This window comes from Sphingopyxis sp. (genome assembly GCF_036402335.1).
In the GTDB taxonomy this organism is placed as follows: domain Bacteria; phylum Pseudomonadota; class Alphaproteobacteria; order Sphingomonadales; family Sphingomonadaceae; genus Sphingopyxis.
In genome coordinates this window covers 1-22318 of record NZ_DASWTD010000458.1, presented here as the reverse complement: position 1 = coordinate 22318, position 22318 = coordinate 1, and the positions used below count along the sequence as shown (strand labels likewise).

Annotated in this window: 26 protein-coding genes and 1 pseudogene; 17 read left to right on the top strand and 10 right to left on the bottom strand. The window is 66.5% G+C overall.

Annotation, left to right across the window (positions count from 1 at the left end):
• Together VGD20_RS14855 and VGD20_RS14850 are read left to right on the top strand one after the other, a co-directional pair.
• A partial coding sequence (locus VGD20_RS14855; RefSeq protein ID WP_331135188.1) for a precorrin-2 dehydrogenase/sirohydrochlorin ferrochelatase family protein occupies nucleotides 1-708 on the top strand: 708 nt, incomplete at its 5' end.
• The gene (locus VGD20_RS14850; RefSeq protein ID WP_331135187.1) at nucleotides 705-1877 is read left to right on the top strand and encodes an aminotransferase; all 1173 of its coding nucleotides are present in this window, start codon (nucleotides 705-707) and stop codon (nucleotides 1875-1877) included. The genes VGD20_RS14855 and VGD20_RS14850, both read left to right, overlap by 4 nt.
• Here VGD20_RS14850 and VGD20_RS14845 read toward each other — a convergent pair.
• Complete coding sequence (locus VGD20_RS14845) at nucleotides 1874-2824, bottom strand: hypothetical protein (RefSeq protein WP_331135186.1); 951 nt, start codon at nucleotides 2822-2824, stop codon at nucleotides 1874-1876. The genes VGD20_RS14850 and VGD20_RS14845 overlap by 4 nt on opposite strands.
• 175 nt (nucleotides 2825-2999) lie before the next feature.
• Here VGD20_RS14845 and VGD20_RS14840 point away from each other — a divergent pair, with 175 nt between their 5' ends.
• The 6 genes from VGD20_RS14840 to ppk2 all read left to right on the top strand — a co-directional run bounded on the left by VGD20_RS14840 (nucleotide 3000) and on the right by ppk2 (nucleotide 8298).
• Complete coding sequence (locus VGD20_RS14840) at nucleotides 3000-3146, top strand: hypothetical protein (RefSeq protein ID WP_331135185.1); 147 nt, start codon at nucleotides 3000-3002, stop codon at nucleotides 3144-3146.
• A 121-nt stretch (nucleotides 3147-3267) separates the two neighbouring features.
• A complete protein-coding gene (locus VGD20_RS14835; RefSeq protein ID WP_331135184.1) occupies nucleotides 3268-4287 on the top strand; it encodes a HEAT repeat domain-containing protein in 1020 nt (339 codons plus the stop codon).
• Nucleotides 4275-4631, top strand: coding sequence for a hypothetical protein (locus VGD20_RS14830; RefSeq protein WP_331135183.1), 357 nt, complete (start codon nucleotides 4275-4277; stop codon nucleotides 4629-4631). The genes VGD20_RS14835 and VGD20_RS14830 overlap by 13 nt, the downstream gene beginning before the upstream one ends.
• Before the next feature lie 145 nt (nucleotides 4632-4776).
• Nucleotides 4777-5160, top strand: a complete 384-nt coding sequence (locus tag VGD20_RS14825) for a hypothetical protein (RefSeq protein ID WP_331135182.1) — start codon at nucleotides 4777-4779, stop codon at nucleotides 5158-5160.
• A gap of 340 nt (nucleotides 5161-5500) precedes the next feature.
• On the top strand, nucleotides 5501-7324 hold the full coding sequence (lepA, locus tag VGD20_RS14820) for a translation elongation factor 4 (protein ID WP_192646945.1): 1824 nt from the start codon (nucleotides 5501-5503) through the stop codon (nucleotides 7322-7324).
• A 62-nt stretch (nucleotides 7325-7386) separates the two neighbouring features.
• Nucleotides 7387-8298 carry a polyphosphate kinase 2 gene (ppk2, locus tag VGD20_RS14815; RefSeq protein ID WP_331135181.1) on the top strand — a complete coding sequence of 304 codons (912 nt, stop codon included), beginning with the start codon at nucleotides 7387-7389 and terminating at the stop codon, nucleotides 8296-8298.
• Here the strand turns inward: ppk2 and VGD20_RS14810 are convergent.
• Nucleotides 8295-9242 carry a CorA family divalent cation transporter gene (locus VGD20_RS14810; RefSeq protein WP_331135180.1) on the bottom strand — a complete coding sequence of 316 codons (948 nt, stop codon included), beginning with the start codon at nucleotides 9240-9242 and terminating at the stop codon, nucleotides 8295-8297. The two genes, ppk2 and VGD20_RS14810, sit on opposite strands and share 4 nt — an antisense overlap.
• 61 nt (nucleotides 9243-9303) lie before the next feature.
• Nucleotides 9304-10929 (bottom strand): inorganic phosphate transporter, encoded by a 1626-nt coding sequence (locus tag VGD20_RS14805; protein WP_331135179.1) that lies wholly within the window; start codon nucleotides 10927-10929, stop codon nucleotides 9304-9306.
• Nucleotides 10930-11069: 140 nt separating this feature from the next.
• Here VGD20_RS14805 and VGD20_RS14800 point away from each other — a divergent pair, with 140 nt between their 5' ends.
• Complete coding sequence (locus tag VGD20_RS14800) at nucleotides 11070-11708, top strand: GNAT family N-acetyltransferase (RefSeq protein WP_331135178.1); 639 nt, start codon at nucleotides 11070-11072, stop codon at nucleotides 11706-11708.
• Between the two features lie 224 nt (nucleotides 11709-11932).
• Here VGD20_RS14800 and VGD20_RS14795 read toward each other — a convergent pair whose 3' ends face one another.
• The 3 genes from VGD20_RS14795 to VGD20_RS14785 form a co-directional block, all read right to left on the bottom strand.
• Complete coding sequence (locus tag VGD20_RS14795) at nucleotides 11933-12214, bottom strand: hypothetical protein (RefSeq protein WP_331135177.1); 282 nt, start codon at nucleotides 12212-12214, stop codon at nucleotides 11933-11935.
• 206 nt (nucleotides 12215-12420) lie between these two features.
• Nucleotides 12421-12720 carry a DUF1153 domain-containing protein gene (locus tag VGD20_RS14790; protein ID WP_331135176.1) on the bottom strand — a complete coding sequence of 100 codons (300 nt, stop codon included), beginning with the start codon at nucleotides 12718-12720 and terminating at the stop codon, nucleotides 12421-12423.
• Nucleotides 12721-12722: 2 nt separating this feature from the next.
• A complete protein-coding gene (locus VGD20_RS14785) occupies nucleotides 12723-13103 on the bottom strand; it encodes a hypothetical protein (RefSeq protein ID WP_331135175.1) in 381 nt (126 codons plus the stop codon).
• A 132-nt stretch (nucleotides 13104-13235) separates the two neighbouring features.
• Here VGD20_RS14785 and mnmA point away from each other — a divergent pair, with 132 nt between their 5' ends.
• The 5 genes from mnmA (at nucleotide 13236) to VGD20_RS14760 (ending at nucleotide 16933) form a co-directional block, all read left to right on the top strand.
• Nucleotides 13236-14405 (top strand): tRNA 2-thiouridine(34) synthase MnmA, encoded by a 1170-nt coding sequence (gene mnmA, locus VGD20_RS14780; protein WP_331135174.1) that lies wholly within the window; start codon nucleotides 13236-13238, stop codon nucleotides 14403-14405.
• A 13-nt stretch (nucleotides 14406-14418) separates the two neighbouring features.
• Complete coding sequence (locus tag VGD20_RS14775) at nucleotides 14419-14880, top strand: hypothetical protein (RefSeq protein WP_331135173.1); 462 nt, start codon at nucleotides 14419-14421, stop codon at nucleotides 14878-14880.
• A 272-nt stretch (nucleotides 14881-15152) separates the two neighbouring features.
• Nucleotides 15153-15845 (top strand): DsbA family oxidoreductase, encoded by a 693-nt coding sequence (locus VGD20_RS14770; RefSeq protein WP_331135172.1) that lies wholly within the window; start codon nucleotides 15153-15155, stop codon nucleotides 15843-15845.
• Between the two features lie 56 nt (nucleotides 15846-15901).
• Complete coding sequence (locus VGD20_RS14765) at nucleotides 15902-16216, top strand: hypothetical protein (protein ID WP_331135171.1); 315 nt, start codon at nucleotides 15902-15904, stop codon at nucleotides 16214-16216.
• 102 nt (nucleotides 16217-16318) lie between these two features.
• On the top strand, nucleotides 16319-16933 hold the full coding sequence (locus VGD20_RS14760; RefSeq protein ID WP_331135170.1) for a thermonuclease family protein: 615 nt from the start codon (nucleotides 16319-16321) through the stop codon (nucleotides 16931-16933).
• Here the strand turns inward: VGD20_RS14760 and VGD20_RS14755 are convergent.
• On the bottom strand, nucleotides 16930-17715 hold the full coding sequence (locus tag VGD20_RS14755; RefSeq protein WP_331135169.1) for a hypothetical protein: 786 nt from the start codon (nucleotides 17713-17715) through the stop codon (nucleotides 16930-16932). The two genes, VGD20_RS14760 and VGD20_RS14755, sit on opposite strands and share 4 nt — an antisense overlap.
• 139 nt (nucleotides 17716-17854) lie before the next feature.
• On the opposite strand from VGD20_RS14755, the gene VGD20_RS14750 reads away from it, so the two are divergent.
• Both VGD20_RS14750 and VGD20_RS14745 read left to right on the top strand, forming a co-directional pair.
• Complete coding sequence (locus tag VGD20_RS14750; RefSeq protein WP_294031709.1) at nucleotides 17855-18094, top strand: DUF2171 domain-containing protein; 240 nt, start codon at nucleotides 17855-17857, stop codon at nucleotides 18092-18094.
• Nucleotides 18095-18278: 184 nt separating this feature from the next.
• Complete coding sequence (locus VGD20_RS14745) at nucleotides 18279-19844, top strand: sulfatase-like hydrolase/transferase (RefSeq protein ID WP_331135168.1); 1566 nt, start codon at nucleotides 18279-18281, stop codon at nucleotides 19842-19844.
• 105 nt (nucleotides 19845-19949) lie between these two features.
• Here VGD20_RS14745 and VGD20_RS14740 read toward each other — a convergent pair whose 3' ends face one another.
• Complete coding sequence (locus tag VGD20_RS14740) at nucleotides 19950-20336, bottom strand: hypothetical protein (protein WP_331135167.1); 387 nt, start codon at nucleotides 20334-20336, stop codon at nucleotides 19950-19952.
• A 159-nt stretch (nucleotides 20337-20495) separates the two neighbouring features.
• Nucleotides 20496-20651 carry a hypothetical protein gene (locus VGD20_RS14735; RefSeq protein ID WP_331135166.1) on the bottom strand — a complete coding sequence of 52 codons (156 nt, stop codon included), beginning with the start codon at nucleotides 20649-20651 and terminating at the stop codon, nucleotides 20496-20498.
• 384 nt (nucleotides 20652-21035) lie between these two features.
• Between VGD20_RS14735 and VGD20_RS14730 the strand changes: the two genes are divergently transcribed.
• Complete coding sequence (locus tag VGD20_RS14730; protein WP_331135165.1) at nucleotides 21036-21515, top strand: hypothetical protein; 480 nt, start codon at nucleotides 21036-21038, stop codon at nucleotides 21513-21515.
• Nucleotides 21516-21586: 71 nt separating this feature from the next.
• Here VGD20_RS14730 and VGD20_RS14725 read toward each other — a convergent pair.
• Nucleotides 21587-22318 (bottom strand): annotated as a pseudogene (locus VGD20_RS14725) (hypothetical protein); the annotation flags it as partial.

Genomic DNA, 22318 nt, shown 5'->3' with positions numbered 1-22318 from the left:
GAAGCCGCCGAGGCGAAGGCACGGTTGATCGCGCGCGCGGGCGGTCGCATCGTCCCGGCATGGGAAGCCAGCGCGACGATCGCCTTCGTCGCCCTGGACGATGACGACGAAGCGCGTGCCGCCGCCGAAGTGCTCCGCGCGCGCGGGCTTCTCGTCAATGTCGTCGATCGCCCCTACCTCTGCGACTTCACCACCCCCGCGATCGTCGACCGCGCCCCGGTCACGATCGCGATCGGGACCGGCGGTGCGTCCGCCGGCCTCGCAAAAGCCGTTCGCCAGCGCATCGAGGCGTTGCTCCCCGCCCGCCTCGGCGCGCTCGCCTCGGCGCTCCACGCCGCGCGCGACGCGATGAAAGCGCGCTGGCCCGCCCCCGCCGATCGCCGCCGCGCCATCGACGCCGCGCTCGTGCGCGGCGGTGCGCTCGACCCGCTCGACTCCGCTGCGGCGGACAAGGTCGAAGGCTGGCTGGCGAGCGAAACCGGCGCACAGCCCGCGCGCATCGAAACCATCGCTCTGGCAAGCGCCGATCCCGACGATCTCACGCTGCGCGCCGCGCGCCTGCTGGGCGAAGCCGATCATATCTTTCACCCCGCGGACATTCCCGGGGCCATCCTCGACCGTGCCCGCGCCGACGCTGCGCGCCATATTGCCGATGCGCCGCCCGCCGACCCGCCGCCCGGCCTGTCGCTCTGGATTGCGCGGCCATGAGCCCAGCGCACCTGCTCTATGCCGCGATGGCGCCGACGATTTTCGAGCATATGTCGGGGCTAGCGCGGGCGCATGACGCGATCAACCTCGGGCAGGGCTTTCCCGACGAGCCGCCGCACCCCGACATGATCGCCACCGCGGCGCGCGCGCTCGCCGAACAATCGAACCAATATCCGCCCGCTTTCGGCCTTCCCGAACTGCGCGATGCGATTTGCGCCTTCTACGCGCGGCGGCAGGGGCTGGCGCTCACCCGCGAACAGGTCGTGGTGACCTCGGGCGCGACCGAGGCGCTCGCCGCGGCCATTCTCGCACTCGTCGCGCCGGGCGACGAGGTTATCCTGTTCCAGCCGGCCTACGACAGCTATGCGCCGATGATCCGCCGCGCGGGCGGCATTCCGGTCTCGGTCGCGCTGGCCCCGCCCGACTGGCGATACGAAGCCGAGCAGCTTGCCGCGGCGATCACCCCGCGCACGCGCGCGATGATCGTCAACGACCCGCTCAATCCCGCCGGCACGGTCGCGTGCGAAGCCGAACTCGCGATGCTCGCGGAAACCTGCGTGCGCCACGATCTTGTCGCGATCTGCGACGAGGTCTGGGAGGATGTCCGCTTCGACGGCGCACCGCACCGCTCGCTGACGTCCTTCCCGGGCATGGCCGAACGCGCGGTGAAGATCGGTTCGGCGGGCAAGATTTTCGGGCTGACGGGATGGAAAACCGGCTGGATCTGTGCCGCCCCCGAACTGGCGACCGCGCTCGGCCGTGCGCACCAGTTCCTGACCTTCACGACGCCGCCCGCGCTGCAATGGGCGGTGGCGGAGGGGCTGGGCCGGCCCGATAGCTGGTTTGCGGCGCAGCGCGGCGGATGGGCGGCCTCGCGCCGCCGCCTTGCCGAGGCGCTGGACGCCGCCGGCTTCACCGTCCTGCCGAATGCCGCAACCTGGTTCCTGTGCATCGACCTCGCCGCGTCGGGGATCGAACTGTCCGACCGCGAGTTCAGCGAGCGCGCGGTGCGCGAAGCCGGTGTCGCCTCGATCCCCGTCTCGGCGCTGTTCGAAGGCGACGGCCCGCGCCACATCCTGCGCCTCTGCTTCGCCAAGGACGGTGCGGTTCTCGACGAGGCGGTCCACCGCCTTGCTTCTTTCCGCGAAAAGCTGCGCTCCGAAGCTTAGGGCGCGATCGCCAGGCCGTCGCCGTTCTTGCCCGCGGCGATGCGACGCAGCACTTCGCCGCTTGCAACGTCGATCTCGGCGACCTTGTCGTGCCCGGTCTCGGCGGCATAGAGCCGCTTCGAGTCCGCGCTGAACAGCAACGTGACCTGCCCTTTCGCCGCCTCGCCTGACACCTTGATCGTCTTCAGCAGCGCGCGCGTTTCGGCGTCGAACAGGCTGATCGTGCCCGACGCGATATTGCTCGTCGCGACCAGCTTGCCGTCGGGGCTCGCCAGGACGCGGATCGCGACGGGGTCGACCGGCTGTTCGGCGATCTTCTCGCCCGTGGCGGTATCCCATATCGACACGCGCGGCGCATCGAGATCGCCGACCCACAATTCGCGCCCGCCGCGCGTCAGCGCCAGCCCCTCGGGCTTGCCGCCGACGGCCAGGTCGCGCAGCTTCTTCGCGTCGTTCAAATCGAGCACGCTCACCGTCCCCGGCGCGATATTGGCGGTGTAGGCCGTGCGGTTGCCGGGCGCGACGACGATCATATGCGTGCCCTTCTGCCCCGTCGCGATCGACGTCAGCGTGCCGTCGGGTGCGACTACCGCGACCGAATCGCTGCCCTCGGTCGTAGCGACCAGCCGCTCGTCGGACAGCCACAGCAACCCGTGCGGCCGCTGGTTGGGGCTGAGGTCGATCATCCGGACCTTGCTATGGCTCGCGACATCGAACACGTCGATCGTCGTGCTGCCATAGGCGACCACCGCGGCCTGCCGGCCATCGGGCGAGACCGCGATCTCGTGCGGCATCTTGCCCGTCGGCACCCGCGCCAGCTCGGCGCCCGAACCAAGCGCGATGATGCTCAGCGTATCCTCGCCCTTGTTTCCGACGAGCAATGTCTCGGCGGCAGCGGGGCCAGCGAGCATGAGGGTGCAAAGGGCGGCAGCGATCGTACGGCGCATGAATGGGTCTCCCGGTTTTCGACGGCGCACCCTATCCCGGCGGGCGGCGGCGGCAACCGGGCTTCGACCAGCGACATGACGCCATTACGATAAGTTAACTGGGCGGCGCCTCCGTCGCTTCCTAGCCCTGCTGCCGGCGGCCGAAGCGGCCGCCGGACAGGACAGGAGGGGGAATATGACTTTGCCATCGATCGATATCGACGCGCTGCCTTTGCTCGACACCGCGGTCGGGCTGTTCGGCTCGCTCATCGGCGAAAGCGTATCGTCGGGGCCGTCGGTTTTCGAAATCGCAGTCACCATCGCCATGATCATCTACGATTGACCGGGCGCGAGCGGGCTGGCGCCCGCCAACCCGGCGCCAGCCCGTTCCACCATATGCGATGACCTCCATCCGCTCCCGCCACGATCATTTTCCGCGCGTTGACGCCGCTCGCCGCCTAGCGATGCGCCGCGCGGTGGCAGCGCTCGATGCCGCGCGGAATATCGCCGATACCGCGCCCTGCGGCCTGCTCGCGGCGATCGACGCCGTAGCCGATGTCCCCGCCGAAGAGACGATCACGCAGCTCCTGCCATGGCTAACCGACATCTTCTGGCTTCGCGGCCGCATCGACGCGGCGCTGGACCTGCTGCGCGCCGATCCTTTTGCACGACCGCCGTTGCGTCCCGCCGGCGGTAACGATGGTCCGGGCAGCCTGGTCCTTGCCGAGCGCGGCGCGGTGCGCCTGTCGCTCCAGCTATGGCCGTTCGCGACGCTTGCTCCTGCGCCCGCGCCCGCCCGCGCGGTCTTCATCCCCGGCCACGCCGCGCTGCATATCCTCGCAAGCGGCAAGGCTGCACTCCATCAGCATTCGGTCGCGGTCGGCGCGGCCGAAGAGGCCGGCGGGTTCACGGCCAAGGGTGCCGCGCCATGCCACAGCCTGCCGCCGCGCCCGCTGCAGCAGGGGGAAACGCTGCGGCTCGACACCGCGCGACAGGCGATCACCCTCGCGGGCGGGCGCGCCGACGTGCTGCTCCTCGAACTCACGGTCCAGCCGCCGTCGCCGCTGCCGATTCGTACCTATGATATCGCGAACGGCGGCCTGCTCCACGTCAGCGCCTCGCGCCGCGACAGCAGCTTCCGCCAGATGGCGCTTGCATTGCTGCGTCACCTCGGCCGGACCGACGCCGCCCCGCTTTTCGCTGCCGAGATACAGAGCGAGGATTTCGCCGCGCGCTGGAACGCGATGCGCGAACTGGTCGCGCTCGACAGCGCGGCCGCGCACCCGCTTCTGGAGGCGATGTCGGCGTCCGATCCGCATCCCGAAGTGCGCCGCGCTGCCGCGGCCACCCGTTCGCTGATCTTCCCGCCTTCCGGTGAGACGGGGCGGGAAGGGGGTGGAGGGCCGGGGCCTTGCACAAGCCCGGTGCCCTCCACCCCGACATCCGCGCGGCGCGACCGGAATCCGGCCCCATGCCCCGCCTGATCGACCCGCCTTCGGGCCCGACGCTCGACCTCGCCGAAGTGACCGCCCGCCTCGACGAAAGCGGCGTCGACCTCACCGACGAGGCGAGCATTGCGCGCTGCGCCGAACTCCTCGCCGGCCTGTCGCGCAACGCCGACTTCCTCGCCGACCGCGTCATCGCAGCGCTCAAGGCGAGCTACGCCAACCAGCTCGAAATCAACCGCTATTCGGCGCAGGTCTTCCTTTCTCTACCGCAGCCCGCGCGGCTGTTACCTCCGCGCGAACCTATGGCCGTCCGAACGCGACGCCGCCTATACCGCAAGCGGCCCCGCGGCCTTCTCCTACGGCGTCCCGCACGACCATAATTTCAGCTTTCTCACCACCGGCTATTTCGGCCCTGGCTACATCAGCGACTATTATGAGTATGATCCCGAAACCGTCGACGGCCGCCTCGGCGAACCACTGAACCTGACATTCGTCGAGCGCAGCCAGCTCGATGAAGGCAAGACGATGCTCTACCGCGCCCACCGTGACATCCACAGCCAGCTCCCGCCCGACAGCCTCTCGATCAGCCTTAACATCATGGACGAGGGCGAGCATGTCCCCTGGCGCGACCAATATATCGTCGACCTCGAAGCCGGCACGATCGCCAAGCGCCCGACACTGACGAGCGGCGAAATGCTGCTGCGCTGCGCGGTGCATTTGACCGACAATGGTCGGGATGTGGCGGAGCAGTTCGCCAAGTCGCATCCGGTGCCACGGGTGCGCGCGAATGCGATCGGGGCGCTGGCGGCGGTGGAGGAGGGCGCGGGCAGGGCGGCGGTGCTGGAGCGGGGGATGCGGGATGGCGATGCGCGGGTGCGCGATGATTGCGCGCGGTGGCTGACCTTCTGACCTCGCTGCCTGATCCTCCACTCTTCGCGGCCAGAAACCCCTTTCCTACATTATCGCGCCATGCCAGCGTCCGTTCCTTGGCTCTTTGATTCGTGGGAAAACTGTTGTTTCGCCGCAACGCATCCGTGGCGAAAGGTCGCAGCTGTTGCGACCTTTGCAACCTTGCGCCCGTTTGCGATGGGAACGACACGCACGACCCGCGCTTGGTCGCCTGCGGAAGCCGAAAAGGGGTGCGTCACGGGGCTGACTTTCCCTGACCTTTGGATGAAAGTTGCGCCGCCCGCGCAGCGCCACCCACTCCCTGCTGACAGCGCGCATTTCCGCTGCTAGTGGGCCTTCCATGACAACCCCGCTTTCGCATATCCGCAACTTCTCCATCATCGCGCACATCGATCATGGCAAGTCGACGCTCGCCGACCGGCTGATCCAGTTCACCGGCGGGCTGACCGCGCGCGAAATGTCGGCGCAGGTCCTCGATAATATGGACATCGAGAAGGAGCGCGGGATCACGATCAAGGCGCAGACCGTGCGCCTGAAGTACAAGGCGCACGACGGCGAAACCTATGAGCTCAACCTCATGGACACGCCTGGCCACGTCGACTTCGCCTATGAAGTCTCGCGGTCGCTCGCCGCGTGCGAGGGCGCGCTGCTCGTCGTCGACGCCGCGCAGGGGGTCGAGGCGCAGACGCTCGCGAACGTCTATCAGTCGATCGAGCACGACCATGAAATCGTGCCGGTGATCAACAAGATCGACCTGCCTGCGGCCGACGTCGACAAGGTGAAGGCCGAGATCGAAGATATCATCGGGTTGCCCGCCGACGACGCGGTGCTCGCCTCGGCGAAGTCGGGGATCGGCATCGAGGAATGCCTCGAGGCGATCGTCACCAAGATCCCGCCACCGAAGGGCGACGCCGCCGCGCCGCTGCTCGCGATGCTCGTCGACAGCTGGTACGACCCCTATCTCGGCGTCGTCATCCTCGTCCGCGTCGTCGACGGGATTCTGAAAAAAGGCCAGCAGATCAAGTTCATGCAGGCGGGCACCACCCACCTGATCGACCGCGTCGGCTGCTTCACGCCGAAGCGCGAGGAGCTGACCGAGATCGGCCCCGGCGAGATCGGCTTCATCACCGCGCAGATCAAGGACGTCGCGCAGGCGCGCGTCGGCGACACGGTGACCGACGCGAAGAAGCCCGCCGCGAACCCGCTGCCGGGGTTCAAGGAAGTACAGCCGGTCGTCTTCTGCGGCCTGTTCCCGACCGACGCGAACGACTTCGAGAAGCTCCGCGAAAGCATCCAGAAGCTCCGCCTCAACGACGCGAGCTTCTCGTTCGAGATGGAAAGCTCGGCCGCATTGGGCTTCGGCTTCCGCTGCGGCTTCCTCGGCCTGCTCCACCTCGAGATCATTCAGGAGCGGCTGACGCGCGAGTACGACCTCGACCTGATCACGACGGCGCCGTCGGTGGTGTATAAGCTTAAGCTCAGCCACACGAAGAACGAGGCGGCGAAGGAGATCGAGCTCCACAACCCCGCCGACATGCCCGACCCGAACCGCATCGACGAGATCGAGGAGCCGTGGATCGAGGCGGTGATCTACGTGCCCGACGATTATCTCGGCCCCATCCTGAAACTGTGTCAGGACCGCCGCGGGGTGCAGAAGAATTTGACCTATGTCGGCGGCCGCGCGCAGATCACCTATGAGCTGCCGCTCAACGAGGTGGTGTTCGACTTCTACGACCGGCTGAAGAGCATCAGCCGCGGTTATGCGTCGTTCGACTATCACCAGATCGGCCACCGCGCCGGCGACCTCGTCAAGATGAGCATCCTCGTCAACAACGAGCCGGTCGACGCGCTCTCCATGATTGTCCACCGCGGCAGCGCCGAAAGCCGCGGCCGCGGCATGTGCGAGCGCCTCAAGGACCTGATCCCGCGCCACATGTTCAAGATTCCGATCCAGGCAGCCATAGGCGGGAAAGTGATCGCCCGCGAAACCATCGCCGCGCTGCGCAAGGACGTGACCGCCAAATGCTACGGCGGCGACGCGACCCGCAAGAAGAAGCTCCTCGAAAAGCAGAAAGAGGGCAAGAAGCGGATGCGCGAGTACGGTAATGTGAACATTCCGCAGGAGGCGTTTATCGCCGCGCTGCGGATGGGGGATGATGCCTGACGGCCTGTCATAAGTCCGCAATCCAGCCTGCCTAGCGTCGCCGCGACCGCAGGAGCCTGCCCATGGACGACATGCTGACCAACCTTGACCGGATCAAGGACGAGATCGCCGACAGCTTCGACGAGGAGCTGGAGATGGAAATGGACGAGAGCCGGCTCGAGGCCTTGCTCGGCGACCTGTCCGATCACCCCGACCGCGAAGCGCTCGACCGGCGAATCTATTTCCGCGAGCTGTTCCGGCTCCAGCACGAACTCGTCATCCTGCAGGACTGGGTCCAGACGCAGGGGCTGAAGGTCGCGGTGCTGTTCGAAGGGCGCGATTCGGCGGGCAAGGGCGGCGCGATCAAGCGCATCACCCAGCGGCTCAATCCGCGCGTCTGCCGCGTCGTCGCGCTGCCCGCGCCGAACGAGCGCGAGCGCACGCAATGGTATTTCCAGCGTTATGTCCCGCACCTGCCCGCGGCGGGCGAGATCGTGCTGTTCGACCGCAGCTGGTACAACCGCGCGGGGGTCGAGCGCGTGATGGGCTTCTGCACCGAGGACGAGTGCGAAGAGTTTTTCCGCTCGGTCCCCGAGTTCGAGCGGATGCTGGTGCGCTCGGGCGTCCGGGTGATCAAATACTGGTTCTCGATCACCGACGAGGAGCAGCAGTTCCGCTTCCAGATGCGGATCCACGACCCGCTGAAGCAATGGAAATTATCGCCCATGGACGTGGAATCACGGCGGCGCTGGGAGGATTATACGCGCGCGAAGGAGGACATGCTCGACCGCACGCACATCGCCGAAGCGCCTTGGTGGCTGGTCGAGGCAGTCGACAAGAAGAAGGCGCGGTTGAACTGCATCGCACATTTGCTGAAGCAAATCCCGTATCGTGAGGTCGAGAAGCCGCCCGTCGTACTCCCCGACCGGGTGCGGCACGACGATTATGAACGCCACGAGATTTCGCCCGAAATGTACGTGCCCGAGCTTTATTAGCCCCGCCGGCGGAGCAGCAGCCAGGTCGCGCCCGACGCCGCGACCGCGAGGACGCCCGCAACGAGCGTGCCGCCGATTGTGTGCGCGAAGGGCAGTCCGCCGGTGTTCATGCCGAAAAAGCCGGTGACCAGTGTCGCGGGGAGGAGCAGCGCGCTCATCACCGACAGGACATAGAGATTCTGGTTGGTACGCTGTGCGGTCTGGAGGTCGAGTTCGTCGCGGAGCATGCGCAGCTGCGCCTGCGTTCCGGCGACATCAGCATCGAGCGCGTGGAGTCGCTGGACATGATGCTCGGCGACGGGTGCGAGCAGCGCGGGCAGGTCGGGATCCATTTCGAGCCGGTGGAGCGCTGCGCGCATGCCCCCGATCATCCGGTGGAGCCGAGCCGCGCGGCGACGGATCGCCATCAGGTCGCGTGTCTCGGGCGAAAGATGCTCGCTCAGAAATTCGTCCTCGGCGGTCTGGATGTCGACCGCCACCGCGCGGACGAGCTGGCTGAGGCCGTCGGCCATGGCGCCGATCACGAGACCGAGCGCCGCGGCCCCATCGCAGACATCGATGCCCTGCGCGATCCGCTGCTTGACGACGTCGGCCGAACGGATCGGGTGATAGCGACCCGTCAGCATCAGCTCGGGCGTGATCACGATGTGAAGCGCGCCGATCTGCATCGTCTGCGCGGCGTCGAAATCGCGCTCGAAATCCTGAAGGACAAGCCCGACGATGCCTTCCTCGACGATCGCCTGCTGGTGCGTATCGCGCGAGAGCATGAGCTCGTTGATCGCACGCGGAAGCGGCGGCTGGCGCTCGAGCCAGCGCAGCGTACGCTGGTCGGCGAGGTTGAGGTGCAGCCAGCGAAAGCTTGCGCCCGCCGCTTCGTCGCATTCCTCGATCAGCCGGGTGCCGTCTGCCGTCCGCGCGCAGCCCCAGATGAGCCCCGGCTGCATCACGATCGTTTCAAAGGCCTGGAATGGCGTTGCCTCGTCCGTTGCCGTGGCGATGATCCTTTTAGAAGATGGCCGACAGCAGCGCGTAGAGACCGCCCGCGAGCAGGATCGATACCGGAAGCGTGAGCACCCAAGCCATGAGCAGGTTGCGGATCGTCGACATCTGCAACCCCGACCGGTTCGCCGCCATCGTGCCCGCGACGCCCGACGAGAGGACATGCGTGGTCGAAACCGGGAGGCCGAGCATGTCGGCGGCGCCGATCGTGCCCATTGCGACCAGTTCAGCCGACGCGCCCTGCGCATAGGTGAGGTGCGACTTGCCGATCTTTTCACCGACGGTGACGACGATGCGTTTCCAGCCGATCATCGTTCCGAGGCCGAGCGCGAAGGCGACCGCTATCTTGACCCAGGTCGGGATGAAGCGTGTCGCGCTGTCGAGCGACTCCTTGTAGGTCTTGAGGCTCGCTGCCTCCTTTTCAGAAAAAGCGAGCGTTTCTTCCTTGCCGAGGCGCTTGATCGCTTCGGACGCGAGATACATGTCGTTGCGCATATTCTCGGTCGCGGCAGCGGGAACCTTGGCGAGCGAGCCATAGCCGCTGACCTGCATTTCGACCTGGTCGACGAGCGCCCCGAGTGCGGGAACGGTCTCTGGCGACAGTTTCTTGTCGGCGATATAGGCGGTGACCGCGCGGCGGGCATCCTGCGGCGACGTGGCTGCCGGGTTCGGACCGCCGCCGTGCGCGGCAAGCGCCGCTTCGGCCGCGTTCGAGTTCACGACGAACTCCTGCACATATTTTTCGGGCACCGCGCGGTTGAGCGCATAGGCGGTCGGCACCGTGCCGATCAGGATGAGCATGATCAGGCCCATGCCCTTTTGCCCGTCATTCGAGCCGTGCGCGAAGCTGACCCCGGTGCAGGTGAAGATCAGCAGCGCGCGAATCCACCATGGGGGCGGCGTATTGCCCTTTGGCGCCTCATAGAGTGCGCGGTTGCGAACCAGCGTCTTCATCGCGAGGAAGAGCAACGCCGCGACGGTGAAGCCGAGGAGCGGCGAGAGGAGCAGCGCGTAGCCGATTTCGGTTGCCTTGGTCCAGTCGACCCCCGCGGTACCGCTCTTGCCGTGGAGCATCGCATTGGCGATGCCGACGCCGATGATCGATCCGATCAGCGTATGCGAACTCGACGAGGGAATGCCGAAATACCACGTCGCGAGGTTCCAGACGATCGCGGCGATCAGCAATGCGAAGACCATCGCGAAGCCCGCGTTCGATCCGACCTGGAGGATCAGTTCGACGGGGAGCAACGAGACAATGCCGAACGCGACCGCGCCCGTCGACAGCAGCACCCCGAGGAAATTGAAGAACCCCGACCAGACGACCGCATAATTGGCGGGCATCGAATTGGTGTAGATCACGGTCGCAACGGCGTTGGCGGTGTCGTGAAACCCGTTCACGAATTCAAAGCCGAGCGCGATCAGCAGCGCGATGAACAGCAGAATGAAGGGCAGAAACGCCGTGGCGTGGACACCGGCTGCGGCAGCGTCGCTATAGACGCTGTATGCGACGTAAAGCAAAGTCGCGAGGATCGCGGCACCGAAGCCCAATGTGCCCGCGGCACCGAGTCCCTTGTCGAGATCGGGACGCTCGGGCTGTTCGAGGACAATCGTATCCGCGGTGGTCGCGTTCATAAGGGCGGCTCCTGCCTCAATCCGGGAGTCAGGGGCTAGGCCCGGGGTGTGACAGCAAGGTTACGCGGCACATCGCTGGAAATAGTGGCGAATTGCCAGTGACACAGGCTTTGCCTATCCTTCGGTTCCGGGAGATCAGGATGGATACGCAGGCGCAAGGGCAGGCTCCGAAACGCGCGGGGCGACTGGGCGATATCGCAGTGCACAGTGCGCTGAACGACGGCACGGCGGTGTGCCTGCGCGCGATCACGCCCGATGACGAGGAGCGCATTCGCGAAGGGATCGCGAAACTGTCGACCGAGTCTCGCTATCTGCGCTTCTTCTCGCCCGCGCCGGCGCTGCCCGACGCGGTGGTACAGCGACTCGCTGATGTCGACGGGCACGACCATATTGCGTGGGGAGCGCTGTGCAGCGAATGCCCCGGCTGGCCGGCGATCGGTGCGGTACATGCGGTACGCCATCGGCATGACGGGCCGGTGGGCGAGTTTTCGGTTGCGGTGCTCGACGAATTCCAGGGGCGCGGCCTCGCGCGGATGATGACGGCGGCGCTGCTGGTCGATTGCCGCGCCGAAGGGCTGGAGGTGCTCGACGTCCACATATTGTCGGAAAATGCCGCGGCGAAGCGGCTCGTGAAATCACTCGATGCGGTGTGGACGAGCGAGTCGGCGGGAGTCGCCGAATATCGGCTCGACGTCGCTGCCGGCCTCGCGGCGCTGCGCGGCGATGTCGATGCGCCGGGCGTACAGGATGTGTTGCGTGCGCTGGAAGGCGGAACCTAGTCCCTCCCGCCGCCGCGGGTCGCAGGCGGCGGCAGGAGGGTGGGGCCGTGGCGCGGGTTGCAGAAGCAGTCCCGGCCCACCAATGCGGCATAGCGGCGCCGGGTCGGTGCGGTAGTGATGACGATCACAGGCGGGCCATATGCGTGGCAAAAATGCCATGCAGAACAAAGGGCGCCGGAATCGATCCCGGCGCCCTTCGCCCTGCCCTTTAGGGTAGGCAGCCCTTATTTCTTGGCGGGATCCGCGGGCGGCGTGCCGACTTCCGACGGGGCGATCTCGCCTTTGTCGTCCATTGCATTGGCCTTTTCCTCGCCCGCCGCTTCGACAGCGTCGGCCTTGGCTTCGGTTGCTTCCTTCGCCGGGCCTTCGGGCATGGCGTCGGCCTGATCGTCGATCACGTCGGCCTTGGCCTCGGCCTGATCCTCGACCTTGTCGGCGGCCGGACTCTGGCACGCGCCGAGAGCGAGGGCCGAGGTGGCAGCGAGGGTAATGAACATCTTGCGCATTTCGAGTGACTCCCAAAGTTGACTCGGGAGCTTAACGCCGGGTGAACGCGAGGGTTGCAGTAAAAATGTCATGATACTGAAATTTATGATTTTTCTTTTGATTGTGCTGCCTGCTGCTCCCCAACGCAGACATTTCCAGGGCTCGCCCGCAGCAAAAAAAGAGGGCGCCCGAAGCGCCCTCTCGTGTCTGGTCCGGTCCCGCTCGATCAAAAGCGCTGCTGGCGCTCGTACAGATCGCGGTAGTGCTGGATGCGCGTGACGCGCAGCCCCGGCATGCCGCTGCGGTCGATCGACCGCTGCCAGCCGGCAAATTCCTCGAGGGTCAGCCCATAACGTTCGCACACCTCGTCTACGGTCAGCAAACCGCCGTTGACGGCTGCTACGACCTCTGCCTTGCGGCGAACGACCCAGCGAGTCGTCGATGCGGGGGGCAGCGTGTCCAGCGTCAGCGGTTCACCCAAGGGGCCGATGACCTGTGCGGGCCGGATTTTCTGATTCTCGATCATATTCATTCCATGGTTGCTTCGTCGGATGGGGGTAGTTCCGACGTTTTTCGTTCTAGATCGGAGGGGTTCAACATCGACTGAAGCCCTCTGGTAAACAGGCTGTTCATAGATTCGGGCAGGGCGTTCCCGTCGTCGGACAGGTCGAGGAAACGAACGATCCGGGGGCCATTTTGTTCCGCAACCGGGCGTGTGCTGCCGAACATCTGGCGCAGCGCGTTAACGGTTGCCGCGTGCGATTCGCGCACCGCGCGGGTCCGGAGCAGCCGGACGGTTGGCAGCATCGCCTGGCGCGCGCTGGAAACGGCCGCGATGATGTCGAAGCCGGGCTTCGACAATCTGGCCGCGCCGGCGATGCGCGGAAATTCGGACGGGGCGACATTCATGATGCCGGTCTAGCGCAGAGGGCCTAAGGTCCCGTAAATGCCCGTTTCAGTCCCTGTTAGCGAAGCTTAATCCCCGTCAATATCTTGACACCGATGGCGGAAAAGCTGGCATTTTGACTTGCGCATCCCTAGATGGCGCCGACCATGATCGAGACGATTTCCTCCCCTCCCGGCCTCGCAGAGGCCGATTTCCAGCTGGCCATGCCGCTGAAAGACCGGCGAATCGTCGTTGCGATGTCGGGCGGGGTCGACTCGAGCGTCGTCGCCGCGCTCGCCGCGCGGTCGGGCGCCGAAGTCATCGGCGTGACGCTGCAGCTTTACGATCATGGCGCCAAGGCGAAGCGCGTCGGCGCTTGCTGCGCCGGGCAGGATATCCGCGACGCGCGCGCGGTTGCCGACCGGCTGGGTTTTGCGCACCATGTCTATGATCATGAAAGCCGCTTTCGCGACACGGTGATCGACCAATTCGCCGACGAATATCTTTCCGGCCGGACGCCGATCCCCTGCGTGCGCTGTAATATGGGGGTGAAGTTCACCGACCTGTTCCGCCTCGCCAAGGATCTGGGCGCCGATTGCCTTGCAACCGGCCATTATGTTCGGAGGGTGATGGGCCCCGCGGGCGCCGAGCTTCACCGTGCGGTCGACCCGGCGCGCGACCAGAGCTATTTCCTGTTCGCGACGACGCAGGACCAGCTCGATTTCCTGCGCTTCCCGCTCGGCGGTCTCGAAAAAACTGTTGTTCGCGAGATCGCGCGCGATCTGGGGCTCGGCGTCGCGGGCAAGCCCGACAGCCAGGACATCTGCTTCGTTCCCGATGGCGACTATGCGACGCTGGTAAAAAAGCTGCGCCCCGAGGCCGACGACCAGGGCGAGATCGTCCATGTCGACGGCACCGTGCTCGGCGCGCACAAGGGCCTTATCCATTATACCGTCGGCCAGCGGCGGGGGATCGAGATTGGCGGACAGGCCGAGCCGCTTTATGTCGTGCGGCTCGATGCCGGGGCGAAGCAGGTGATCGTCGGGCCGCGCCGCGCGCTCGCGGTATCGGGCGCGCGGCTGGGCGAGGCGAACTGGCTTGGCGCGGTCGACGGGCGCGATGTGATGGCGAAGGTGCGCAGCATGGCGAAGCCGGTGGCGGCGCGCGTCGAGGGTGAGCGCCTGATCTTTGCGGAGGCCGAATATGGCGTCGCTCCGGGACAGGCGGCCGTATTATATGATGCCGCCGACAGTTCGCGCGTGCTCGGTGGCGGGTGGATCGAAGAGACCTTCGCCGCCGAATATCTTCGGCCCGGAATAGATTGAACTTTTCTACGCGATGCCGCAGCTTGGCGGCAAGCTGGGGAGAAGAGTGATGGTCAATTGGGTCTTGCGCGGTGCCGTCCTGCTGTGGGCGCTGTTCTTTGTCATCGTCGGAGCGCGGGGGCTGTTCGATCCCTCCAGCTATACCGAGACGTTCGGCATTTTGGTCGAGGGACCCGCGACGAACACGATCCGTGCCGACCTGTCGGCCTTCTTCCTTGTCGCTGCTGCTGCCGCTGCGATCGGAGCCCTGGTGCCGGGCTGGCTGCGGGCATTGCTCGTCCCTGCTGCGCTTTACGGCACCGCGCTTGCAGGCCGGTTGTTCGGCGTGGCAAACGGCGATCCCGTTAACGCGGGGATCGTGCAGGCGATGATTATCGAGGCGCTGACCGTGTTGCTGATGGTCGGCAGCTGGTGGGTGTTGTCCCGGCCCGTGGCGGCTGCAGATTCGGCGAATTCATCGATCGAAGCGGAATGACCGAATGGCCGATTTCCCAGCAAAACTTGTCTTTTTAACCATTATATGAGTTACTGCGCTTCGGGTCGCATCTGTTTTCCTTTGGGTGGGAAGGAAGCATATGGCATCGGAAGAGGACAAAAGGGCAAGTTCGGACCGGCGATCGACTGACAGGCGTGTCGCCGAAAATCCCGACTATAAAGGACCCGAGCGCCGGAAAGGCGACCGGCGGACAGGCAAGGATCGACGGTCGCCTGATTGAGAATGGCGGTCGCCGCGACAGGAGACCGGATTTGACTGAACCGCGCGTGCCGCGCCTGAGCGTCGATATCGTGTCCGACGTGATGTGCCCTTGGTGCATTATCGGCTGGCTGAAGTTCCGGAAGGTCATGGCGCATTTCGAGGGACGGCTGGATTTCCGTGTCCAGTGGCATCCGTTCGAGCTCAATCCCGACATGCCGCGCGAGGGCGAAGACGCCGCTGAACATGTCATGCGCAAATATGGCATCAGCGCCGAACAGAGCCGTGTGAACAGCGGCAAGATGGCGGGGGTCGCGGCCGATCTGGGCTTCATTTTCAATCGCGGACCGGGGTTCCGGATGCGCAACAGCTTCGATGCACACCGCCTGCTGACCTGGGCCGGCGCGATGGAAGAAGCCGAACAGGACGGGCCGACGGGGGTGCAGACCGCGCTGAAGCTGGCGCTTTTCGCAGCGCATTTCACCGACAACCGCGATGTGGGCGACCATGATGTGCTGGCCGATGCGGCTGAATCGGTCGGGCTCGACCGGGAACGCGCCGCCGCGATCCTCGCGTCGGGCGAGTTCGGCGAGATGGTGCGGACCGAGGAAGCCTATTGGGCCGACCAGAATATCACCGGCGTGCCCGCCTTCATCCTCGGCGGCCGGATGCTGATCCCCGGCGCGCAGGATCCCGACGTGTTCATTCGCGTCATCGAGAATAAGGTCCTCGCCGCCGCGGCGTGAGGAACGCGTTGGCGCAGAGGCGCGTTTGCCGGTTATCCTCTTTCAAGGAGCCGGACATGGCCGACGACCCGCGCAACCCCGAAGCAGACGACGCCCCCGAAGCCCGCAACCGCGAGCAGGATGACGAGGAGGCGCAGGCACAGAGCGTCGCCGAAGCCGCACGTCATGACCGGCCGCTGGAAGACAGCGACAAGGTCAGCCGCGGCGACGACAGCGACGATGTCCAGGATCTGGTCGATCATATGAACCAGATGGAGCGGTCGGGCGTAATCGATATGGACGCGTATCGCGGCGAACGCAGCGACGACGATGAGGATGACGAACTCGGCCCCGGCGGGGTCGAAGACGACGAACCGCGCGGCGCACCTTAACGCGCGAAACGGCGCCGCGGTGGAGGAAACTGCCCGCTTTGTGCGCCATAGCGGAGCCGCCTTGTTGGGATTTTGCTAAGCCTCCATCGCTAGGATGGCGGCATGTCCGGCCCCGATTTCCATTATCCGCAACGCCGTGCGGCTCGCCGCCGCAAGCCGGTGCGCAACCGGCGCGCCGCCCGATCGGATCGGTGGTTGGCGCCGGTGATGGCGGTCGCGTTCGTGGCGGCGCTCGCGACCTTTCAGCGCTTTCCGGAGGAAGCCGACGCGTTGTCTGCTCCCGTGGCGACATTGCTCGCGGGCAGCGACGGAAAGACGGCGCTCGCGGGCAGCGACGGAATGATGAAGCGGGACGCGCTGTCGGCCCGCTTCAGCCTTTGTCATAGCGGCGGTGGCAGCAATTGCGTCGTCGACGGCGACACTTTCTGGTTTGCGGGCGAGAAATATCGCATCGCCGACATCGATACGCCCGAAACGCACCCGGCGCGCTGCGCCGAAGAAGCGGTGCTCGGCGACGCCGCGACGGCGCGGCTGCACAAATGGCTGAACGCGGGCGCGTTCAGCATGGAAAGCGCCGGGCGCGACGTCGACCGCTACGGCCGCAAGCTGCGCATCGTCTTGCGCGACGGTGAAAGCGTGGGCTCGGTGCTCGTCGCCGATGGCCTGGCGCGGCCGTGGGAAGGGCGGCGGCGCCCCTGGTGCGACCGCCAATCCTAGCCGCGCGGTTCGTCCGCTTCGCCCTCGCTCCCGGCGCCATCGACATCGGTTCCGGTTTCGGCCGCCGTCGCGGCGTCGGCCGCGGCTTCGACGGCTTCGGGCGCACTTTCGGCGTCCGCCTCGTCGGGCACGGGCGGCAAGCCCTCGTGCAGTGGCGTGTCCGGCCCCGCGAGCTGGCGGTCGATATCGGCGGCGAGCAGCTGCGCAACGGGGTCGTCGCCCAACGCACCGAGTTCTTCGCGGCGCGCGGTGAGCGCAGCGATGCGCTCCTCCTCGGGGAGCTTTGCGACGTCGATATAGAAACGCGCAGCCTGCAGCCATGGCGCGTCGTCGGTCAGCACATCTTCGGCCCAGCGGCTGAACGGCCCGCCAGCCTCGTGCCACGCGCCGTCCTGCCGGCCGAGGAAGAAGAGGACCCGCGATCCGCGCGGAAAGACATAGCGCGTGCACGCGCCCGCAAAGCTCTGCGGATGCGCTTCCTTGAGTTCATAGGGATTGCTGAGCTGAACTTCGGCACCGGTCGCGATCATCGCGGGCAGTGCAATCGGCGCGGTGGGCATCGCGCCCTTGAGCGCCTCGACCGGTTCGACCGCAATCATCTGGCGTTCGCTCCTGTCGGGCTCGAAGTCACCGGGGACGACGGTGCCAAGCAGGATGACCTCGGCGCGCTCGACCAGTTCGAGGTTGGTGGGCACACGATATCCGGGTGCGACCGAGCAGGCGGCGGCAGGAAGCGGCGCTGCAAGGATCGTCAGGCCGGCAAGGATAATGAAGCGGCACATGAGTCAAAGGTAGCGCGGCAGGGCGCAATTGGGAAGCGGGCGCGGCTTTGGGGCGCTTCGTCCAAGCCTATGGAGCCGACTCGCGCGCTGTGCGTATGATGGCGAAGCTCCCTCCCCCGGAGCGGCAAGGAGAATGACGATGGCAGAGCATGACCATAGCGCGATCAAGGAAGATATGAACGTCGTCGGTGCCGACGGTGTCCATATCGGCACTGTCGATCACCTCGACGGCGAACGCATCAAGCTGACCAAGGCCGACAGTGGCGACGGCAAGCATCATTATCTGCCCGCCGGTCTGGTCGCGGCGGTCGAGGGCGACACGGTCCGTCTGTCGGCGAACGCCGCCAACGCGGTCGACCTGTTCGAAGAGGCCGAATAGCCCGAACGGAATAAAAGAGGGCCGGCGGCGCAAACGGGCGCGCCGGCACTGAAACTGGCCCGTCCTTTCCCCTGGGGCGGGCCATTTTCCTGCGCGGCGGCGCGATGCGCACGGGGCCGTTTGTGATTTCTCAAACCCTTGGCGATAAAGCGCCGACGCGATGCGATCTGGGAAAGGGAACGGGATGCCGCGCGCGGCGCGCGCGGGGCTTTGGCGGCTGGCAGCCGCGGTGCTGCTTTTCGCGCTTGGCTACGCCGTCGCCAACCGGTTCCAGCTGACCCACAGCGTCGCCTATCGCTTTGCCGCCGGCGACACACATGGGACCATCGTTGCCCTGCTGTTCATGGGGTTTCAGGCTGCGGTGCTGATGGCTGCACTGTTCGCGTTTCCGCGAGGCTGGGCCGCCGTGCTGCTGGCGCTCGCGGGTACGTCGATCCTCGTCAATATCGGTTATACGCAGATCATCCCCGAGCTGATCGACGCGGGATCGCTCGCGTGGATGTTTGCCGAGATACGGCAGGCCGGTAATGCCGCTGGCGAATTCGCGGGCGACTTCCTGTGGATCGGCGTTCAGTGGCTGACCGCGCTGGCGCTGTTCGTTGGCGCCCGGCGGCTGGCGCGGCGCGCGATGCCGATGCCGTGGGGAAAGGGGATCGCCGCGGCCTTGCTGCTCCTGCTGATCGCCCCCGGTCCGATCTATCGCCATGCCCCCGTGTGGCCCGAAGGCGCCGAGCGCAGTCTTTACGGCCTCGGCTGGGACATATTGTCGGCCGCGCCGCCGCCGCCGCGTGCCAAGCCAGCGATGATGCCTGATCGGCGCGTGGCGGCGCCGCGACATATCCTGTGGGTGATCGACGAGAGCGTCGCCGAGGCGCCGTTCCGGCGGCTGATCGCGCCGAAGCTGGGCGACGTACCGCACCGCGATTTCGGGGTGGCGGCGGCGCTGGGGCATTGCAGCGCCCCCGCGCAGGTCGCGCTGCGGTCGGGGGTCGATGTGCGCCGCGCTTCGCCGCGCACCGATCTTCGCGCGACGCCGTCGATCTGGGCCTACGCAAGGGCGGCCGGATACCGGACGACGCTGATCGATGCGCAGACGTCGGGGGCGCCGCAGAATTTGCTACTGCCGCCCGAGCGCGCGCTGATCGACGACTATCGGCCGATGGTCGGCGGGATCGACGCCGACCTGAAAGTTGCCAATGCGCTCAATGCGCAGATGAAGCGCGGCGGCAAAAGCTTCACCTATGCCGTGCTGCGCGGCGTGCATTTCCAGTATCGCGACCATTATCCGGCGGGCGCGATCCCGGCGGACAGCCCCGTCCGCCTGCAATATGATACCGCGCTGAGCTGGTCGAAGGGCAGTTTCTTTGCGCGGCTCCTTGCCGGCGTCGATCGCGAGCAGGTCGCGATCGTCTACACATCCGACCATGGGCAGAATCTGGCACCCCGCACGCTACCGCATTGCAGCCGCGAAGCGGTCGCCGACGAGTTTCGCGTGCCGCTGCTCGCCTTCCTGCCCGCCGCGCTCGGGGCCCGCTATGCCGCCGCGCCGCGCACCGGCCATTCGACGAGCCAGATTTTCCCGACGACGCTGATCTGGATGGGGTACGACCCGGCAGCGGTCGAGGCGCGCTACGACCGCGACCTCGCCCAGCCGACCGCGCGCTACGTCTGGTTCGGCCGCACCGTGATCCCGACGGGGCGCGACAGCCTGATCGACGTGACCGCGGGATCCGGTTTTCCGGGGAGCTGACCGGCGGCGCACCCAATGGCGCTCCCCATGACGAAAGGGAGCCGGTTTCCCGGCTCCCTCCCCGATCGCGGACGCGATGCGGTCTCTGTGTTTCGGGCGATATTTCTAGGGCGATTCGACGGCGGCGGTCGTGCGCGCCTGGATCTCGGCGTTCGACAGCTTGGTCACCAGCCCCTGGGTCGTACCGACCGCGCCATGATAGATTTCGGCGAGGGGTATATTGTAGAGCTTGCCACCGCGGATCACCACCGCGGTATCGCCCTCGATACTCTGGACGGTCCCGACGCTTTTGCCGTCGGGGCCATGGATTTCGGCGCCGGGACGCACCTGTTCGCGGGTGGCGAGGGTCAGGTTGGCCGCGTCGACCGCCTTGTCGACCGTGCCGTCGACGCGCTCGACGTTACCGGGCACGGGCTCGGCGTCCGACTGGGCGAGGGCGGGGGCCGCGAGGAGAGCGGGGGCGAGCGCCAGAAGGGCCAATGCTTTGCGCATATCGATCTCCGTCACCGGGTTTGGTGTTCGGCATCGGCGTCCGTCCGCGGGGGGGAAGGGGCGGACGCCGATGCCTGTGCGAAAGAACCGGTGTCCTGTCCGATGGTTGCACCGCACGCGCCCGATTGCGACGGGCCGCCACGGATGACCGACGAATGGCTAGTGCGGTTGCCGCCGGGGCGCTGCCGCGATCAGCTTGTTCAGCGTTGCAAGGCGGCGGCGCGCCGCGGACCAGTCGCGTTCGGGATGCGCCTGGATCTGTTCGAGGAGGACACGAACCTCCTTGCGGCGGTCGCCTTCGGTTACGGCCTGCATCGGCTTTCTCCTTTCGCCCGGCAGCATAGCATTGCGCGATGGAGTCGGGCAGGCGGTTCGCCGCGCGGTCGGGGCGGTTAACCCCGGCGTTCCAGTTTTTTGGCCGGAAGGTGACGGCTCTTTTCCCGTCACCCCGGACTTGATCCGGGGTCCCGCTTGAAGTTGAAGCTGGTCGATGCGTCAAAAAGAGCGGGATCCCGGATCAAGTCCGGGATGACGAAGGGAGGAGTGCGACGTCCGCCTTCCACCCCGACGCAGACCGAAAGACGATAAGGACCCGGGCTCCTCACGGCGCATCGATGCGCGACCGGACGGCGGGCTGGCGCGGCGCGGCTGCGCTTCCTATGTAAGCGCGCGATGACAGGCAGGTTTAGCAGACAGATCGTGATCGGCCGGCTGAAGGCGAAGCCGCTGCTGGCGGGGCAATTGCTGTGCGCGCTGGCCGCGGCAGCGCTGATCGTGCGGCAGGCGAGCGTCGCGTGGGGCGACGGCGCGGGCGACATGCTGCGCGCGGTGCTGTTCGGCAACCTGCTGGCGAGCGCGGGGATTATACTGGCGCTGCTCGGCTTTGCGGCCTTCTATCGCGCTTGGCGGCGGCGCCGCGCCTTTATCTGGCACGACGGCGCGCGGCTCTATCGCGGCAGCGAGGAGAGCTGGCCGCTGCCGCTGATCCGCGACGTGGTGATCGCGAAGAACGACCTCGGCATCGCGTCGCTGCGGCTGGTCGTCGACGACGACAGCGAAGTGACGCGCGAACTGGTGAAGCTCTACCTGCTCGAGGATTCGCCCGAGGCGGTGCGTGGCGGGGTGATGTTCGCGGTCGCGGGCTTGCGCGGCTTTCCGGCGGGATCGGTGATGAATTGAGGGGGATGCCCCGTTCGCGGCGACAAAGTTCAGCAAAGTTCAGCCCGGTGGCGCAGCGCCGTTACCGAAGTTCAGCGAAGGTCAGCCTTGCCGACTGACGATGCGAGCGGCGGTTCGGCGGGCACCGCGGCGGTGTCTTCCGCGTCGTCGCGGTACCAGCGCGGCAGCTCCCCGTCGAAATGATCGGCGACGTCGAGTGCGACCGCCAGATCCTCGGGCGCCATCAGCGCCGCGGGTGCGGCGGGCGGTTCGGGGTGCAGATGGACCAGTGCCTCGGCGACCGGGGTGGCGGCGGGGGCGGCGGCGCGGTCGCGGCCGGAGTCCCGAAAGCAATCGGGGCCATAGGCGCGGATCAGGAACATCAGGAGCCGGTCGCTCTGGCGCAGGCGGCGGCCGACGCGATTGCCGTCGCGATCGAACACCGGCTCGTCGGTGCCGACGAGCGCGCGTTCGAAGGCGGCGTCGAGCAATTTCTTAGACGCCGCATCGATCGCGGCGGACCAGGCGCGGTCGAACGCCTCGGCGCCGGGTGAACGGCGCAGCCGATAGGCCGAGGATTCGGACATGCCGACGCGCTGCGCCGCGGTGACGACCGATCCGCTGTCGGCCAGCGCCTCGATAAAGGCGCGCTGCTTGTCGGGCGACCAGCCGTCCTTACGGCGCTTTTTGAGTACCGGCACCCAGTCGTAGGCGGCGGGGTCGTGGCCGTGTGCGTCGAGCATGGGGGCGGTGTCGGGGGTCTGGTCGGGCGAGGGGATGGGGGCGATGTGGCTCATCTGCCAGCTTGGAGCATAAGCGAATAA

Coding starts and splice junctions, on each gene's coding strand:
- VGD20_RS14790 (WP_331135176.1), bottom strand. CDS start 12,720: ATGATCGAGAATCAGAAAATCCGGCCCGCACAGGTCATCGGCCCCTTG.
- VGD20_RS14740 (WP_331135167.1), bottom strand. CDS start 20,336: ATGCGCAAAGCATTGGCCCTTCTGGCGCTCGCCCCCGCTCTCCTCGCG.
- VGD20_RS14775 (WP_331135173.1), top strand. CDS start 14,419: ATGCCGCAGCTTGGCGGCAAGCTGGGGAGAAGAGTGATGGTCAATTGG.
- VGD20_RS14800 (WP_331135178.1), top strand. CDS start 11,070: ATGGATACGCAGGCGCAAGGGCAGGCTCCGAAACGCGCGGGGCGACTG.
- VGD20_RS14785 (WP_331135175.1), bottom strand. CDS start 13,103: ATGAATGTCGCCCCGTCCGAATTTCCGCGCATCGCCGGCGCGGCCAGA.
- mnmA (WP_331135174.1), top strand. CDS start 13,236: ATGGCGCCGACCATGATCGAGACGATTTCCTCCCCTCCCGGCCTCGCA.
- VGD20_RS14765 (WP_331135171.1), top strand. CDS start 15,902: ATGGCCGACGACCCGCGCAACCCCGAAGCAGACGACGCCCCCGAAGCC.
- VGD20_RS14840 (WP_331135185.1), top strand. CDS start 3,000: ATGACTTTGCCATCGATCGATATCGACGCGCTGCCTTTGCTCGACACC.
- VGD20_RS14750 (WP_294031709.1), top strand. CDS start 17,855: ATGGCAGAGCATGACCATAGCGCGATCAAGGAAGATATGAACGTCGTC.
- lepA (WP_192646945.1), top strand. CDS start 5,501: ATGACAACCCCGCTTTCGCATATCCGCAACTTCTCCATCATCGCGCAC.
- VGD20_RS14755 (WP_331135169.1), bottom strand. CDS start 17,715: ATGTGCCGCTTCATTATCCTTGCCGGCCTGACGATCCTTGCAGCGCCG.
- VGD20_RS14835 (WP_331135184.1), top strand. CDS start 3,268: ATGCGCCGCGCGGTGGCAGCGCTCGATGCCGCGCGGAATATCGCCGAT.
- VGD20_RS14745 (WP_331135168.1), top strand. CDS start 18,279: ATGCCGCGCGCGGCGCGCGCGGGGCTTTGGCGGCTGGCAGCCGCGGTG.
- VGD20_RS14735 (WP_331135166.1), bottom strand. CDS start 20,651: ATGCAGGCCGTAACCGAAGGCGACCGCCGCAAGGAGGTTCGTGTCCTC.
- VGD20_RS14825 (WP_331135182.1), top strand. CDS start 4,777: ATGCTCTACCGCGCCCACCGTGACATCCACAGCCAGCTCCCGCCCGAC.
- VGD20_RS14795 (WP_331135177.1), bottom strand. CDS start 12,214: ATGCGCAAGATGTTCATTACCCTCGCTGCCACCTCGGCCCTCGCTCTC.
- VGD20_RS14850 (WP_331135187.1), top strand. CDS start 705: ATGAGCCCAGCGCACCTGCTCTATGCCGCGATGGCGCCGACGATTTTC.
- VGD20_RS14810 (WP_331135180.1), bottom strand. CDS start 9,242: ATGCAGCCGGGGCTCATCTGGGGCTGCGCGCGGACGGCAGACGGCACC.
- VGD20_RS14845 (WP_331135186.1), bottom strand. CDS start 2,824: ATGCGCCGTACGATCGCTGCCGCCCTTTGCACCCTCATGCTCGCTGGC.
- ppk2 (WP_331135181.1), top strand. CDS start 7,387: ATGGACGACATGCTGACCAACCTTGACCGGATCAAGGACGAGATCGCC.
- VGD20_RS14805 (WP_331135179.1), bottom strand. CDS start 10,929: ATGAACGCGACCACCGCGGATACGATTGTCCTCGAACAGCCCGAGCGT.
- VGD20_RS14830 (WP_331135183.1), top strand. CDS start 4,275: ATGCCCCGCCTGATCGACCCGCCTTCGGGCCCGACGCTCGACCTCGCC.
- VGD20_RS14760 (WP_331135170.1), top strand. CDS start 16,319: ATGTCCGGCCCCGATTTCCATTATCCGCAACGCCGTGCGGCTCGCCGC.